Annotated in this window: 18 protein-coding genes; all 18 read left to right on the forward strand. The window is 33.9% G+C overall.

The window, feature by feature from the left end:
- Positions 1–252, forward strand: a 252-nt coding sequence (locus VIL26_07145; GenBank protein HEY8390702.1) for a hypothetical protein, incomplete at its 5' end; no start/stop codon positions are given.
- A 15-nt stretch (positions 253–267) separates the two neighbouring features.
- Positions 268–2,361, forward strand: coding sequence for a bifunctional 4-hydroxy-3-methylbut-2-enyl diphosphate reductase/30S ribosomal protein S1 (locus tag VIL26_07150; protein HEY8390703.1), 2,094 nt, complete (start codon positions 268–270; stop codon positions 2,359–2,361).
- A 77-nt stretch (positions 2,362–2,438) separates the two neighbouring features.
- A complete protein-coding gene (locus VIL26_07155) occupies positions 2,439–3,338 on the forward strand; it encodes a phosphatidylglycerol lysyltransferase domain-containing protein (protein HEY8390704.1) in 900 nt (299 codons plus the stop codon).
- Positions 3,339–3,466: 128 nt separating this feature from the next.
- Complete coding sequence (locus VIL26_07160) at positions 3,467–4,141, forward strand: FoF1 ATP synthase subunit a (protein HEY8390705.1); 675 nt, start codon at positions 3,467–3,469, stop codon at positions 4,139–4,141.
- An 84-nt stretch (positions 4,142–4,225) separates the two neighbouring features.
- On the forward strand, positions 4,226–4,441 hold the full coding sequence (gene atpE, locus VIL26_07165) for an ATP synthase F0 subunit C (protein HEY8390706.1): 216 nt from the start codon (positions 4,226–4,228) through the stop codon (positions 4,439–4,441).
- A gap of 24 nt (positions 4,442–4,465) precedes the next feature.
- Positions 4,466–4,966, forward strand: a complete 501-nt coding sequence (gene atpF / locus VIL26_07170) for a F0F1 ATP synthase subunit B (GenBank protein HEY8390707.1) — start codon at positions 4,466–4,468, stop codon at positions 4,964–4,966.
- Between the two features lie 2 nt (positions 4,967–4,968).
- Positions 4,969–6,648: a F0F1 ATP synthase subunit alpha gene (gene atpA / locus VIL26_07175; protein ID HEY8390708.1), complete on the forward strand. Its 1,680-nt coding sequence runs from the start codon at positions 4,969–4,971 to the stop codon at positions 6,646–6,648.
- Positions 6,649–6,651: 3 nt separating this feature from the next.
- Complete coding sequence (gene atpG / locus VIL26_07180) at positions 6,652–7,536, forward strand: ATP synthase F1 subunit gamma (GenBank protein HEY8390709.1); 885 nt, start codon at positions 6,652–6,654, stop codon at positions 7,534–7,536.
- A gap of 10 nt (positions 7,537–7,546) precedes the next feature.
- Positions 7,547–8,947: a F0F1 ATP synthase subunit beta gene (gene atpD, locus VIL26_07185; GenBank protein ID HEY8390710.1), complete on the forward strand. Its 1,401-nt coding sequence runs from the start codon at positions 7,547–7,549 to the stop codon at positions 8,945–8,947.
- Between the two features lie 23 nt (positions 8,948–8,970).
- Positions 8,971–9,390 carry an ATP synthase F1 subunit epsilon gene (gene atpC / locus VIL26_07190; protein HEY8390711.1) on the forward strand — a complete coding sequence of 140 codons (420 nt, stop codon included), beginning with the start codon at positions 8,971–8,973 and terminating at the stop codon, positions 9,388–9,390.
- A 20-nt stretch (positions 9,391–9,410) separates the two neighbouring features.
- Positions 9,411–10,145 carry an SDR family oxidoreductase gene (locus VIL26_07195; GenBank protein HEY8390712.1) on the forward strand — a complete coding sequence of 245 codons (735 nt, stop codon included), beginning with the start codon at positions 9,411–9,413 and terminating at the stop codon, positions 10,143–10,145.
- Positions 10,146–10,227: 82 nt separating this feature from the next.
- Positions 10,228–11,307 (forward strand): alanine racemase, encoded by a 1,080-nt coding sequence (gene alr, locus VIL26_07200; GenBank protein ID HEY8390713.1) that lies wholly within the window; start codon positions 10,228–10,230, stop codon positions 11,305–11,307.
- A gap of 18 nt (positions 11,308–11,325) precedes the next feature.
- Positions 11,326–11,916, forward strand: a complete 591-nt coding sequence (locus VIL26_07205; protein ID HEY8390714.1) for a hypothetical protein — start codon at positions 11,326–11,328, stop codon at positions 11,914–11,916.
- A gap of 12 nt (positions 11,917–11,928) precedes the next feature.
- Positions 11,929–12,480, forward strand: a complete 552-nt coding sequence (rsmD, locus tag VIL26_07210) for a 16S rRNA (guanine(966)-N(2))-methyltransferase RsmD (protein HEY8390715.1) — start codon at positions 11,929–11,931, stop codon at positions 12,478–12,480.
- Positions 12,477–12,953: a pantetheine-phosphate adenylyltransferase gene (coaD, locus tag VIL26_07215; protein HEY8390716.1), complete on the forward strand. Its 477-nt coding sequence runs from the start codon at positions 12,477–12,479 to the stop codon at positions 12,951–12,953. Before rsmD ends, coaD begins: the two co-directional genes overlap by 4 nt.
- Positions 12,954–13,409, forward strand: a complete 456-nt coding sequence (locus VIL26_07220) for a hypothetical protein (GenBank protein ID HEY8390717.1) — start codon at positions 12,954–12,956, stop codon at positions 13,407–13,409.
- A 29-nt stretch (positions 13,410–13,438) separates the two neighbouring features.
- Positions 13,439–14,464 (forward strand): 3-deoxy-7-phosphoheptulonate synthase, encoded by a 1,026-nt coding sequence (locus tag VIL26_07225; GenBank protein HEY8390718.1) that lies wholly within the window; start codon positions 13,439–13,441, stop codon positions 14,462–14,464.
- A gap of 30 nt (positions 14,465–14,494) precedes the next feature.
- The coding region (locus VIL26_07230; GenBank protein ID HEY8390719.1) for a 3-deoxy-7-phosphoheptulonate synthase at positions 14,495–15,301 on the forward strand (807 nt) is incomplete at its 3' end.

Consider the following 15,301-nt stretch of genomic DNA (forward strand, 5'->3'; position numbering starts at 1 on the left):
CCCAAAATATTTAAACGCAATATTTATATAACAGGTGATCCTGTCGATTTTGGAGAACTAAAAGACCAAAAATTAACTTCAGATGTTTTGGATCGTGCAGAAGACATTTTGTATAACGATATGATAAAGCTCCAAAAAACAGTGCGCTATTATGCTACTTTGAAAGGAAAAGCGAAAAAAGATTTAAAAAAGAAATTAAACAATCCTAAAATAAAATTTTTGGATATTTATAATGAGCTTTTTGAAAGCTAATAACTAGGTAAATTAATGATAAAAGAAGTTATAACAGCTAAAAGTATAGGTTTTTGTTTTGGAGTAAAAAAAGCAGTTGATACTGCTAAAAAATATGCCTCGCAAGGTGTGTGTTCACTAGGATCTATTATACATAACAAGTTGGTAATCCAAGAGCTAGAAAAAGAAGGCTTAAAGACTGTCAACAGCATTGATGAAATAGACTCTAAAAAAGTTATTATCAGGTCGCACGGAGCAGGAAAAGATGTTTATGACGCTTTAAAAAAAAAGGGCATAGAAATAATTGACGCAACTTGCCCTTATGTAAAAAAGACTCACAACATAGTAAAAAAATATTATGATCAAGGTTATCAGATCGTAATAGCGGGTATTGCTTCACATAGCGAAGTTATAGGCATAAATGGTTGGTGTGATAATTCTGCTATAATAATATCTTCAGCTGATCAAATTCCCAATATAGAGTCAGATAAAATATGTGTAGTAGCGCAAACTACATTTTCAGCACAAGAATATAGTCAAATTAGTCAATATTTTAACAACTTAAATCAAAAATCAGTTGTAGTTTTTAATACAATTTGTTATACTACCAATGAACGTCAGGCAGAAACTGTAGAATTAAGTCGAAAATGCGACTGTATGATTGTTATAGGATGTTCTGACAGTTCAAATACAAACAAACTGCTAAAAATTTGTGAGCACAATTGCAAAAACACTTTTTTGGTTGAAAAAATTGAAGACTTATATTCAGTTTTTTCAAGATTGTACGGAAAGGTTGGAATTACGGCAGGTGCATCAACCCCTAGCGAGTTGATTTTGGAGGTTAATCGTTTTATGAACGACAACGTAAAAGAGGGTTCTTTTGAGGAGCTGTTAGAAAATAACCCTGTTGTCAGCTATGAGAAAGGCACAAAAGTAAAAGGTGCAGAAATTCTATTTGCAGACGAAAAAGGCATTCATGTAAAACTGGATGGAAAGAATGACGGGCTTATCGCACCCGATCAGGTTGAATTAAATGGTGACTACAAACCTGAAAATTACAAACAAGGCGACAAAGTAGATATAGAAATTCTTGGTCCCAAAGACAAAGATTCAGGTTGCATCCCTGCATCAAAGAAGAAAATTGATGAAAAGAAACTTGAAGACAAACTTGTTGATGGAATTAGAAATGGCGAAGAATTTTCTATAACAGTCAGCGTTGTAAAAGGCGGATTATTAGGAAAATACGGTAGCTACCGTGTATTTGTTCCTCAATCACATGTTGGAGAGCATTTTGTCACTGATTTGACTCCATATAACAAGCAAAAAGTTCGTCTTACTGTTTTGGAAATAGATGATAATAAAAAGAAGATTATCGCTTCTCAAAAAAATATATTAGTTCGTGAAAGAAAGCAAAGAGAGCAAGAACGTCGCGAAAAGGAAAACGAAGTTTTATCAAGGCTCAATGAAGGCGACAAGGTTGTAGGAAAATTTGTTCGTGCAACGCCTTTTGGTGCATTTGTTGAAGTTGATGGCTTGGATTGCTTGTGCCGTATATCCGATTTGTCATGGAATAAAATCGGCAAGGTAGAAGATGTATTAACTCTTAATGAAGAATACGAATTCTTAGTTTTGTCAGTTGACCGTGAGAAGAGAAAGGTTGGTCTTGGATACAAACAACTTCATCCTCATCCTTTCTATGAAGTGGCTGCAAAATATCCTGTTGGTTCTATATTGACAGGACGTGTAGCTAAACTAGAAGAGTACGGTGCATTCGTTGATATTGAAAACAATATTCGCGGTCTTGTACATATTTCTGAATGCGCACGCGGATATGTAAAAGATATCAATAGCGTATTAAAAGTTGGTGATGAAGTAACTGCTAAGGTTATCAGCATTGATGAGAAGAATCGCAAGATTTCTTTGAGTATAAAGGCTGCATTACCTGAGGAGCCTAAGCCTGAAGTTACTGAAAGTGCTAAGAAGACCAAATCTGAAGAAAAAGAGAAGAAGCCTAAAGAAGCTAGAAAACGCGTTAAGGCTGAAAGAGTAGAGGAAGAAGAGCCTACACAATGGAGCGAAGGCTTTACTAATACACCTTTGGCAGATTTGCTAAAAGATTTTAATAAGTAATAGCATATAATAAATAAGACAAAGACCGTCATTAAAATGACGGTCTTTTAACAAAGGACAATTTTTTTAGGTTTTATATGTTACAAATTGAAAAGAAAATAGAATTCAAGCCTGTAACGTTATTGGACAAGCAGTTATTTGATGAGTTTTATAAAAGTAACGACAAAATAAATTCAGTTAATGATTTTGCAACAATTTTTTGTTGGAATGTTACAGGAAATACAAAATATGCGCTTATCGACAATGATGTTTTGATAATTTCCACCATATATATGGGAAAAAAGGCTTATTATTTTCCTATAAGCAAAAGCAAGCGTAGTTTGAGACCGTATATTGAAATGATTCTTGACATAGAGGACTATAATGGTCATTTTATTGCCCATATTGAAAAAGAAGATCTTGATGGCCTGCAGGACATAAAAGGTTATAAGCTTATTTATGATAGAGATTATTCGGATTATATTTATCTTTCAAAAGATTTGATAGAACTCAAAGGAAAACAGTTCCACGGTAAAAAGAATCATCTTAATAAATTTGTAGGTTCTTATAAATACATATTTAGAGATTATCAATCAAAAGATTTTGAACAATGTATAGAATTATACGACTTGTGGCTTAAAAACAGCGGAACTGAAAAAACTCTTGAAAGAGAAGCTATAATACGGGCATTACAGAATATTGAGTATTTAGGTCTAAAATGCGGAGTTATAGAAATTGACGGACGCATACGCGCTTTTTCAGTTATCAGTATTTTGCCCAATAAAAAAGCTGGCAATGTGCTTTTTGAAAAAGCGGACATTCAGTATGAAGGAATCTTTGCAGCAATCAATAACTTTTGCGCCAAAGAATACTTAAAAGATGTAGTGTATGTCAATAGACAAGAAGATATGGGCATTGAGGGTTTAAGAAAATCCAAATTGTCATATCATCCTGTATTCTTACTCAATAAATATAGATTAATCTGTGATACAGATTAATTGTTATTAGAATATTATTATAAATAAATAAGCATTTCTTATAATTAACTTGTTTGACTTTTACATATTCTAGGATTATAATAAGTCAGATTTTTTATATGATAATAGAATATCAATTGAGGATGCAAATGAAAGTTGTAACTTTGAGCGAAACCATGCCAGACTTAGCAGCAAAAGAAATAAAAATAGGCGGAATTACTATTACTGAAACTATGATTAGTTTTTCAATAGTGGTTTTGGCTATTATTTTGGCTGCGGTAATTATTAGAGTGTTTTGTATTCCGCGCTGGAGAAAAAGTCAAAAAGTTGGTGCTGTTCAAATGTTTTTGGAATGGTTAATAGGTTCAATTGATGATAATGCTAAGGAATTGACCGGACATGATGCATCTTTTGTATCTCCTGTTTACTTAACATTTGCTAGCGTTATATGTTTGGGAACCCTTGTTGAAATGCTCGGTTTAAGACCGCCTATTTCGGATTTTAATGTAACATTGACATTAGGCTTCTTGTCATTTGCAGTAATTCAGGGTTTGGGTATTAAAAGAAAGAAGTTTAAAAGACTTTTGCATTATGTTAATCCAATCAATATCGTAACCGACGGTGTTGTGCCTTTTTCATTGGCGCTTCGTATGTTTGGAAGTGTTTTCAGCGGATATCTTATAATGCATCTTATTTATTCACTTCCTTTCCCTGTAGGTTATCCTCTGATCGGAAACTTAATATTTACGGTGTTTCACGCAATAATGCAAAGTTATGTATTTATGATGCTTTCAATGTGCTTTGTATCCGAAGCAATCGAATAAACAAAAGGAGAATTCTATATGTTACTTAATTTTATATCTCAGCTTCAAGTATTAGCTTTGAGCGTTGCCGGTCTTTTGGCAGAAATTAATTTGGCACCTATCGGCGTAGGATTGGCTGTTTTTACAGGTATTGGCGCTGGTATCGGTATTGGTATTGCAACAGGTAAGGCAGTAGAAGCTATTGCACGTCAACCCGAAGCTGCAGGTAAAATCCGTACCGTGCTTATTATCGGTCTTGGCTTTGCTGAAACCACTGCGATTTACGGAACATTTATAGCAATTATGATGCTTGTTCAATAATTTTTAAAAAGTCAGGTAATTGTAATGAACGGAATTATTGAAAGTCTTGGTTTGAACTGGAAAGAAATGCTGTTTTACGCTATCAATTTGATAATTTTGATAGTGGCAATCAGATTTCTGGTTTATAAACCTATAAAAAATATTGTAGATAAAAGAAAAGAGCATCTTGAATTTCTTTTTGCAGAAAACGAGAGACTTAACAAGGAAGCCTTGGAAATGAAAAAGAGCCATGAAAAGGCTTTGCAGGAGACAAGGCTTGAAGTTGCACGTATGACTGAAGAAATTACTAAAAATGCCGAACAAAAGAGCAAAGAAATCATTTCTGAAGCTCAAAAGAAAGCTAGTGAAATCATACAAAAAGCAACTAAGGAAATGGAAGAAGAAAAGGCGCGTACTATTAATACTTGCAAGCAGCAGATTCCTACTATGTCCTTGGATATAGCTCAAAAAATTATTGAAAGAGAAATTACCGATAAAGATAATCAAAAACTTATAGATGAAGCTCTAAGCGATTGGGAGAACTAGATATGTCAATCATCAAGGTTATTACAGGACAAGAGATTGATAACCTAACCAAAAAGAAAGTTGAACAAGTTTTTAAAAAGAAGCATCCAAATGAAGATGTATCTTTTTCTTATGAAATTGATCCGAGCATTTTGGGCGGAATTTTGGTTATTGATAATGGCATATATTATGACGGCACTATTAAAAATCGCTTAGTACAGCTTGAACATAAAAATACGTTTACAAAGACTGAAGTTGTTTCAGCTGGTACCATTATTTATAACGGTGATGGTATAGTTCGTATATCTGGACTTAATGATGTAAAAAATGGTGAGTTATTAAAGCTTGAAAATAATCTTGAAGCCATTGCTCTTAACTTGGAAGAAGATGAAGTTGGTGCAGTAGTTTTGGGTGATGAAAAACTTATTTCTGTCGGACAAAAGGTTCATACTACTGGAAAAATAGTATCTGTCCCTGTAGGAGAAAAAGTTCTTGGCAGAGTTATTAATCCATTAGGTCATCCTTTGGATGGGCTGCCTGAAATTGAAACAGACAAATACAGACCTATAGAAGCGCCCGCGCCTGCTATAATGCAAAGAAGCAAGGTCGATACCCCATTGCAAACGGGTCTTTTGGCTGTTGATTCGATGATTCCTATCGGTAAAGGGCAGAGAGAATTGATAATTGGCGATCGTCAGACTGGTAAGACCGCAATAGCGATTGATACTATTATTAACCAAAAAGGCAAGAATGTTATTTGCGTATATGTGTCTATTGGTCAAAAGGCTTCGTCAATAAGTAATTTAGTACGTATTTTGAAAGAAAAAGAGGCACTTGAGTATACTACTGTGGTATGTTCTACAGCATATGATAGTGCACCTTTACAATATATTGCGCCTTATTGCGGTTGTGCTATTGCTGAAGAGTTTATGTATAGCGGAAAAGATGTTCTAATAGTATATGATGATCTTTCCAAGCATGCTGTTGCATATAGAACAATGTCTCTGCTATTGAAGAGACCGCCGGGAAGAGAAGCATATCCAGGTGATATTTTCTATCTACATTCAAGACTGCTTGAACGTGCCGCAAAATTAAGTCCTGAATTGGGCGGAGGCTCAATGACGGCATTGCCTATAGTTGAAACTCTTGCAGGCGATATTTCGGCATACATACCAACAAACGTTATTTCAATAACAGACGGTCAGATTTATCTTGAGGGCGAGTTATTTAATGCGGGCATCAGACCGGCAGTTAACGTCGGACTGTCAGTATCCCGTGTCGGCGGTTCGGCGCAAATACCAGCAATGAGAAAAGTTTCAGGTAAATTAAGACTTGACTTATCTCAATATAGAGAATTAGCTATATTTGCTCAGTTTGGTTCAGAACTGGATGTTTCAACTCAAAAGATTTTGACTCAAGGTGAAAAGATTACTGAAACATTAAAACAGGCTCAATATAGCCCTTATTCTGTTGAAGAACAGGTTGTATTACTTTATATTATAAACAAAGAGTTTTTAAATGATATAGAAGTTAAGAAAGTCAGAGAATTTAATAAAGGCTTTTTACAATATATCAAAAATTTCCATCCGCAAATTTTGAATGATATTGTTGCAACATCTGATTTGACAACAGAAAATATGAAAAATATAGAAAAAGCGGTTTTGGAATATAAAGATTATATTTATAAATCAACTAAGTCATAAAATATGAAAAATTTAACTGATATAAAACACAGAATAAAAAGTATTGCGGAAACACGCAAGATTACTAAGGCAATGGAAACCATTTCTATTGCCAAAATGCGCAAGGCTCTTTCTATATTTGAGAGCAATATGGTGTTTTATAATCGTATTCGCACCGTAATGACTGATATTATTCGTCATACCAAAGATGTAGATAATATTTATCTAAAACCGCGCAAAGGCGATAGAAGTATTTTTATAGTAATTGCTTCCGATAAAGGCTTGGCGGGCGGATATAATAACAATGTCTTAGTTGAGGCATGGAAAAAAATAGAAAATATAAAAGATAAACATATCTTTACCGTAGGACAGGTAGCTAGAGAATTTTTTCAAAAACGCAATATAATGGTGGATATAGAATTTACCCATCTAACACAAGATCCTACATTTTTTGACGCAGTCAATATAGTTGAAAGCGTTATTGATCTATATAAAAAGAATCTTACGGATAAAGTATATATTGTCTATACCGAAATGATAAATTCAACTTCTATGCGTCCTAATATACTTAAACTTTTGCCCTTATCAGAGCAGGAAGTTACCAAGGACATAAAAGAAGACGAAGATAAAGACGAATATTACTTTAAAGAACTTTATTATGATCCGTCTCCAGAAGAGGTTTTACATGAACTTGTTCCTCAATATCTGGCGGGAATAGTATATGGTGCATTAGTTCAATCAGTTGCAAGCGAACATTCAAGCCGTATGATGGCGATGAGTAATGCTACAAGAAATGCAAGCGAAATCTTGGAGCAACTTAATCTTGATTATAACAGAGCAAGACAAGAATCAATCACCAATGAAATAAGCGAAATAGTTTCTGCAAGCATGCAAAATGCAAATACATAAAGGATGTTTTATGAGCAAAGAAGTCAAAAACGGTTACGTTTTACAAATAATCGGACCTGTTGTAGATGTAAAGTTTGATGGCATATATATGCCCAAAATCTATGAAAAATTAGTCATATATGAAGATAATATCATTGTACCTTTAGAAGTATTGGCACATGTAAAAAAAGGAGTAGCACGTTGTATTGCCCTAAAAGCCACTGAAGGACTTGCAAGAGGCATGAGAGTAATTACTTCTGGCGAAACAATAAAAGTTCCTGTAGGAATTGAAGTTTTGGGTAGAGTAATGAATGTGCTTGGAGAGCCAATTGACCAAAAGGGCGAAGTTAAGGCTAAAGAACATTGGAGTATTCATAGACCTGCTCCTGAATTTTATGAGCAGTCCAACAATATTCAAATTCTTGAAACAGGTATCAAAGTTATTGACCTTATTGCACCTTATGCAAAAGGCGGTAAGATAGGATTGTTCGGCGGTGCAGGCGTAGGAAAGACTGTACTTATACTTGAACTTATCAGAAATATTGCTCATGAACATGGCGGTTATTCTATTTTTACAGGTGTAGGAGAAAGAAGCCGTGAAGGCTATGAAATGATCCAGGAAATGACGGAATCTGGAGTCTTGGATAAGACAGCTTTGGTGTTTGGTCAGATGAACGAACCGCCTGGATCACGTATGAGAGTAGCATTTAGCGGACTTACTATTGCAGAGTATTTTAGAGATGTAATGCATCAGGACGTATTGTTATTTATTGATAATATATATAGATTTGTTCAAGCAGGTAGTGAAGTATCTGCATTGTTAGGCAGAATGCCAAGCGCAGTAGGATATCAACCTACATTAGCTAATGAAATGGGTCTTTTGCAAGAACGCATAACTTCTACCAAAAAAGGTTCTATTACCAGTATTCAGGCTATTTATGTTCCTGCAGACGACCTTACAGACCCTGCACCTGCTGCTATATTTGCTCACTTGGACGCTACAACAGTTTTGTCAAGAAAGGTTGTTGAACAAGGTATATATCCTGCAGTAGCTCCGTTGGAGTCTTCTAGCAGAATCTTAGAGGCTAACATCGTGGGTGAAGAACATTACACAGTAGCAAGAAAGGTTATTGAAGCTTTGCAAAGATATAAAGAGCTTCAGGATATCATTGCTATTTTGGGTATGGATGAATTGTCAGAAGAAGACAAAAATACTGTTTACAGAGCAAGAAAGATGCAAAAATTCTTTTCTCAGCCTTTGTTTGTTGCGTCTGTGTTTACAGGTATGGAAGGAAGATATATTAGCCAAAAGGCTACAATTGAAAGCTTCAAAGCAATATTAAACGGTGAAGTTGACGGACTTAATGAAAATGCGTTTTATATGGTAGGAGATTTGGACGAAGTAAAACGTAAAGCCAATGAAATGCATTAAGCTCAATCCAAAAAAGGATTAATATGGAAAAAGGTATTAATGAATTTTATTTGGAAATAGTTACACCTGAAAGGCTGTTTTTTGAAGGCTATGTCCAGTCTTTGACCTTTAATACAACATCAGGCGAAATGGGTGTATTGTATAATGCATTGCCTATGGTTACAGCATTAAAGGCTGGCATACTCAAAATCCGTCAAAACAATAAGTGGATGGAAGCAAGTAATGGAGAAGGGTTTATTGAAGTCCGTCCCAAAAAAGTAGTAATCATGGCTCAATCAGCAGAGTGGCCTTATGAAATTAATGTTGACAAAGTAAAAGCAGAAATAGACCACATGTCTGTTATGATGAAAAAAGAGCAATCCTTAAAAGAATATAAATGGGCAAAAGCTCAATTAGCAAGACATTTTGCAAGACTTAGACTTAAAGACCATGATATTAATTAATAATTAATTTGGAGTGTACTTTGAGAAAGACTGTTCTTATTACGGGAGCATCAAGAGGAATAGGAAGAGCCACAGCCATTTTGTTTGCGCAAAAAGGCTATAATGTTTCTATCAATTACAATAACTCTCACCAAGAAGCTCAAGAATTGATGAAATATATGATAAAAAATGGCTTTAATGCTGTCGCTTTCAAGGCTGATGTATCCAAAAAAGAACAAGCAAAAGACTTGGTTTCGCAGACTATTGAACATTTTAAAAGTCTTGATGTAATAGTAAACAATGCAGGCATTGCTCAATCAAAACTTTTTACTGATATAACCGAGCAAGATTGGGATAATATGTTTGATGTCAATGCAAAGGGTATTTACTTTATTTTGCATTCTGCTTTGCCTTATCTTATATCTCAAAAAAGCGGTAAGATTATCAATGTCTCTTCAATCTGGGGTATTAGTGGGGCATCATGCGAAACGCATTATTCTGCTTCAAAAGCTGCGGTAATCGGATTGACAAAAGCACTCGCCAAAGAACTTGCTCCTTCTAATATCACTGTCAACTGTGTTTGTCCGGGTGTAATCAAAACTGATATGCTTAATGAATATACAGATGAGGATCTAAAAGCTCTTTCGGATAGAACTCCTTTAAATAGATTAGGTACGCCCGAAGATATAGCCAAAAGTATTTATTTTTTAGCATCTGATGATTCAGATTATATAACAGGTCAAGTTTTGACCGTTGATGGCGGTTTCATCTTATAAGAAATTATTTTAAAAATATTATCATTTTTGCCCTCAATTTTCATATATAAACTATGATGAAAAAATTTGAGGGTCGTTTATTTTGTTAAAAGCTGTAATTAATTTAAAAAATATTAAACATAATTTTGAAATTATAAAATCCCAAACCAAATCTAAAATATGTGCCATAATTAAGGCGGATGCATACGGACATGGGCTTGTTCAAGTTGCGCAAGCCTTAAAAAGCGCAGATTGTTTTGGCGTGGCCAGGCCTTGTGAAGCATTTGAATTAAGAGATGCAGGCATAACTAATGATATTTTGATATTAGGGGGTTTTGAGATATCTGAACTAGACGACTTAATCAAAAGAAATGTAATTATATCTGTGCATTCAAAAGAAGAACTAAAACACTTAAAAAAAGCAGCAAAAGGTTATGACGGTAATGTAAGAATTCATATAAAAGTTGACAGCGGTATGAATCGACTTGGTGTTCAAGATAAGCAAGAACTTATTAGTATCCTGAACAGTATTTCGATTTTAAAAAATATAAAATGTGAAGCTGTTTACACTCATTATTCAACTTCGGATTCGGATACGGATTATTTGCAAGAGCAATATAATAAATTTTGCTATATTACAGATTCAATCAATCTAAAAAAACATTCGGCTAATTCGGCTGCAATTTTTTGTGACGATAAATATCATATGGATATGGTACGTCCGGGTATTATGTTATATGGATATATAGGCAATAAAAATCTTATTACCAAAGACGGTAAAACATTGTCAAAAATATTAAAACCTGCAATGAGGATAACTTCCAATATCATTCAGATTAAATCAATAGAAAGCGGAAGTTTTATAGGATATGACAAAGGCTATAATGCTGATAAAAAATTAAAAGCGGCTATAATTTCATGTGGTTATGGAGATGGTTATCCAAGACTAATTAACAATGGATATGTTATAATTAATAATAAAAAATGTAAGATTTTAGGTAAAGTCTGCATGGATTCAGCGATTGTCGATATTACTGATGCTGGTAAGGTAAATTTAAAAGACGAAGTAATTATTTTGGGCGAAAAGTTAGGTGCAGACATTATAGCGGAATGGAATAATACTATAAGTTATGATATACTATGTGCAGTGACAAAACGTGTTAAAAAAGAATGGTTAATATAGTTATTGGAGTAGCTAAAAATGCAAAAGAAAGAAGATAACGGAATAAAATATATCTTTACCAAAGGTCTTATTTTGATTGTTACAGGCTTAATGTTTGGACTGATGTCTTTGCCTGTATTAGCTATTAAAAGTGATTTTTGGGCAGTAGTTTTTTCACTTGTAATAATCGTACCGTATTTTTATGTGATTTTTATATCAGGTCGCATGTCAGGAGAATATTGTTATAAGATGATTAGAAAAAATCAACTAAAAGTTCAACAGGGACAAGCTGTAGCCAAGGGGCAAAAACTTTTGGAATATCATTGGGCGAAAGGTTTGTTGTTTAGTGTGCTTTTTCCTGCGTGGCAGATCATTTTATTAATACTTGGGCTTATTATAAAGAATGGAATTCTATGCGGTATAGTTGCTATATATAATATGGGTTTTATGGGAATTTTATCTGTTTTTGGATTATATAAAGCAGGTGCTGACATGCTTGATCTATTATTTTTGATAATAATACTGCTTTTGACAGCCGCTTTTGAGGCAGGATATATAACAGGCGGAGAAAAGCTCAAAAAACAGCATCAGGAAATAGAAAGCGAGATAAGATTTTTTAATAGTTTATAATTAAGGATACAAATGAGAATTATTAGCGGAAAATATAAAGGACGAAAGCTGATTTCGCCAAAGGATCAAAATATTCGTCCTACTTCAGATAGAGCAAAAGAAGCGTTTTTTGATATTATTCAGAATGATATTTTTAATTCTAAGTTTTTAGATTTGTTTGCAGGCAGCGGTGCAATAGGTATTGAAGCCATAAGCCGGGGAGCAAAATCAACTTTTTGTGATCAAAATGCTCAGTCTATAAAACTTCTAAAAGATAATCTCAATCTTATAAAAGAGTTTGCAGATATTTATAATTGTGATGCTTTAGAATGTATAAGGCGATTACATTTAAAGAATGAAAAGTTTGATTTTATATATATTGATCCTCCTTATATGAGCAATATAGAAACAGAAGTATTGCAAACATTAATAAAATATCCTATAATGAATAAAAATGCAAAAATTGTAATAGAACACAAAGCTGATAAAGAATTATTAATTCCTCAGCAAAATTATATCGTTAACGATATAAGAAAATATGGAATTGCAAAACTTACTTTTTTGAGTTTTTTGGAGAAAGAATGAACGCGGTATTTGCAGGAACATTTGACCCTTTTACTTTAGGACATCTTGATATAGCCCAACGGGCAGCCAAAATTTATGATAATGTCTTGATTGCCATAGCCAAAAGCGATGAGAAACATTGTATGTTTGACTTGAAAAAACGTGAAGAAATAGTACGGGCTTCACTTGTTTCGATAAAAAATGTTCAAGTCTATACTTTTGATGGATTGCTTACCGATTTTTGTAAAGAACACAATGTCAAGATTTTGGTAAGAGGACTAAGAACAGTTAATGATTTTGAATATGAACGGTCATTGGCATTTGTTTATAAAGATCTTGATCCAGAAATTGAAAGCGTGTTTTTTATAAATAATCCAAAATATTCTCATATTCATAGTAGCTTAATTAGACAGCTGATAAATCAGCATGCTGATATTTCTACTATGGTGCATAAAGATGCAGAAAAACTTATATATGATAAAAGAGGAATATAAATGGATTTTTACGATTTGCTTTTGGAATTGGAAAATGAATTTGTCGATACTGAAAAGGGCATTTTTGGAAAAAAGATAAATGTTCAAAAATGTATTAATCTTATAGATAGTCTTAAGCGAGCATTTCCTTCTGTTATAAAGGATGCTAATTATGTTGTATCCAATAAAGAAGAAATTCTTATAGAGGCGGAAAGAAAAGCAAATCAAATTATAAAAGAAGCTGAAACACATGCCAATATTATAGTAAAAAATTCTGAAATAATGAAAAGAGCTGAGGCTTCTGCACAATCACATTATGAGAGTGTGAGGCGCGCATGTGATGATTCTATCAATAAGGCGGCAGCGATTATTTATACCATGTTTGAAGACATGGAAGGTTTTTTGAAAAACATGATGGAAATTTTGAAGCAAAACCGTGACGAGATGATAAACGGTTTGAAGGACAGCAACAAATAATTTATACAGGAAGAATAGGAGGCACTATAATGTTTTCTTTAGTAAAAGCCATTGATCAACCCAAAAAGATAAAAGAATTATTACCTCTTACAGAAGAACAAAAAACTATTAAGAGAATGAGAGACCTAGAGGTTGCAAAAATAATCAGAGGCGAAAGTGATAAAATTCTTTTGATTATTGGTCCTTGCAGCGCTGATAATGAAAATGCTGTTTTGGACTACATAGGCAAACTTTCAGAAGTTGCCAAGCAAATTCAAGAAAAAGTCTTTATAGTGCCCAGAATTTATACCAATAAGCCGAGAACAAGGGGAGAGGGATATAAAGGCATGCTGCACCAACCTGATCCCGAAAAAGAAACGGATATTCAAAATGGTTTAATATCGCTAAGACGCTTACATCTTCGTGCTTTACAGGAATTTTCTATGTCATCTGCTGATGATATGCTGTATCCTGAAAATCACTATTATGTAGATGATTTGATATCTTATGTTGCTGTTGGTGCTAGATCTGTAGAAAATCAACAGCATAGACTTGTAGCAAGCGGAATTGGAATGCCGACTGGCATGAAAAATCCTATGAATGGAAGCGTTCATGTATTGTTAAACTCTATTCATGCGGCGCAAATACCCAATGAGTTTAAGTTTAATTTCTGGCAAGTTAAAACAGACGGCAATCCTTTGGCGCATGCTATTTTGAGAGGAGCAGTTGATACCAATGGTATTAATATACCTAATTATCATTATGAAGATGTAGTGAAATTTACCGCATTATATGAACAAAGCGGACTTAAAAATCCTGCAATAATTATTGATACTAATCATTCAAATTCAGGTAAGAATCCATTTGAGCAAATAAGAATAGTCAAAGAAGTGCTGGCAAACAAAAAAGCAAGCATGGCTTTTGGAAAATTTGTAAAAGGCTTTATGATAGAAAGTTATTTGAAAGACGGTAATCAGGATATCGATGGAAAAGAATATGGCATGTCGATAACTGATGCTTGTCTTGGTTGGGAAAAGACCGAAAAACTTCTTTATTATATTGCAGAAAACTCTTAACTTATAGTACTTAAAGGCAGGAATCAGAAGTTGTTTAAGATAATCAAAGAAATTGACTCGCCTGAAAAGATAAAAGAATATTTACCTGTTCCACAAAATTTGCAGGCATTAAAAAAGAAAAGAGATCAGGAAGCAATAGATATAATAACTGGAAAAGATTCTAGATTATTATTAATAATTGGTCCATGCAGTGCTGATAATGAACCTGCGGTCTTAGAATATGTCAAAAGATTGAGCAAAGTTCAGGAAAAAGTTAAAGACAAAATTTTTATTATTCCAAGAATTTATACCAACAAACCCAGAACGCGTGGAGAAGGGTACAAAGGTATGCTGCATCAGCCTGATCCTAATAGTGCGACAGACATTAAGGAAGGAATACTTGCTTTGAGAAGAATGCATATTCATGCTATGCAAGAATCTGGACTTACTGCGGCTGATGAGATGCTTTATCCTGACAATTATGCTTATGTTGAAGACCTGTTGACTTATATTTCTATAGGTGCACGTTCATCTGAAAATCAACAGCATAGATTGGTTTGCAGCGGCATAGAATTGCCGGTAGGTGTAAAAAATCCTATGAACGGCAGCATGCAGGTTTTGATAAATTCAATTTATGCTACCCAGATACCTAATGAATTCAAATACCATAATTATCAGGTTCAAACAGAAGGAAACCCTTATGCCCATGCAATTTTAAGGGGTGCTGTTGATACTAATGGTTTTCATATCGCCAATTATCATTACGAAGATGTAGTAAAGTTCTCGATTTTATATGAAAAAACAAAATTAAAAAATCCTTCTATAGTCATTGATACCAATCATTCCAATTCCGGAAAA

The organism is Clostridia bacterium, from assembly GCA_036562685.1.
In the GTDB taxonomy this organism is placed as follows: domain Bacteria; phylum Bacillota; class Clostridia; order Christensenellales; family DUVY01; genus DUVY01.

Bases quoted from the DNA above. Each gene is read 5' to 3' on its own strand.
- VIL26_07150 (HEY8390703.1), top strand. From the start codon at position 268: ATGATAAAAGAAGTTATAACAGCTAAAAGTATAGGTTTTTGTTTTGGA.
- VIL26_07155 (HEY8390704.1), top strand. From the start codon at position 2,439: ATGTTACAAATTGAAAAGAAAATAGAATTCAAGCCTGTAACGTTATTG.
- VIL26_07160 (HEY8390705.1), top strand. From the start codon at position 3,467: ATGAAAGTTGTAACTTTGAGCGAAACCATGCCAGACTTAGCAGCAAAA.
- atpF (HEY8390707.1), top strand. From the start codon at position 4,466: ATGAACGGAATTATTGAAAGTCTTGGTTTGAACTGGAAAGAAATGCTG.
- atpA (HEY8390708.1), top strand. From the start codon at position 4,969: ATGTCAATCATCAAGGTTATTACAGGACAAGAGATTGATAACCTAACC.
- atpG (HEY8390709.1), top strand. From the start codon at position 6,652: ATGAAAAATTTAACTGATATAAAACACAGAATAAAAAGTATTGCGGAA.
- atpD (HEY8390710.1), top strand. From the start codon at position 7,547: ATGAGCAAAGAAGTCAAAAACGGTTACGTTTTACAAATAATCGGACCT.
- atpC (HEY8390711.1), top strand. From the start codon at position 8,971: ATGGAAAAAGGTATTAATGAATTTTATTTGGAAATAGTTACACCTGAA.
- VIL26_07205 (HEY8390714.1), top strand. From the start codon at position 11,326: ATGCAAAAGAAAGAAGATAACGGAATAAAATATATCTTTACCAAAGGT.
- rsmD (HEY8390715.1), top strand. From the start codon at position 11,929: ATGAGAATTATTAGCGGAAAATATAAAGGACGAAAGCTGATTTCGCCA.
- coaD (HEY8390716.1), top strand. From the start codon at position 12,477: ATGAACGCGGTATTTGCAGGAACATTTGACCCTTTTACTTTAGGACAT.
- VIL26_07220 (HEY8390717.1), top strand. From the start codon at position 12,954: ATGGATTTTTACGATTTGCTTTTGGAATTGGAAAATGAATTTGTCGAT.
- VIL26_07225 (HEY8390718.1), top strand. From the start codon at position 13,439: ATGTTTTCTTTAGTAAAAGCCATTGATCAACCCAAAAAGATAAAAGAA.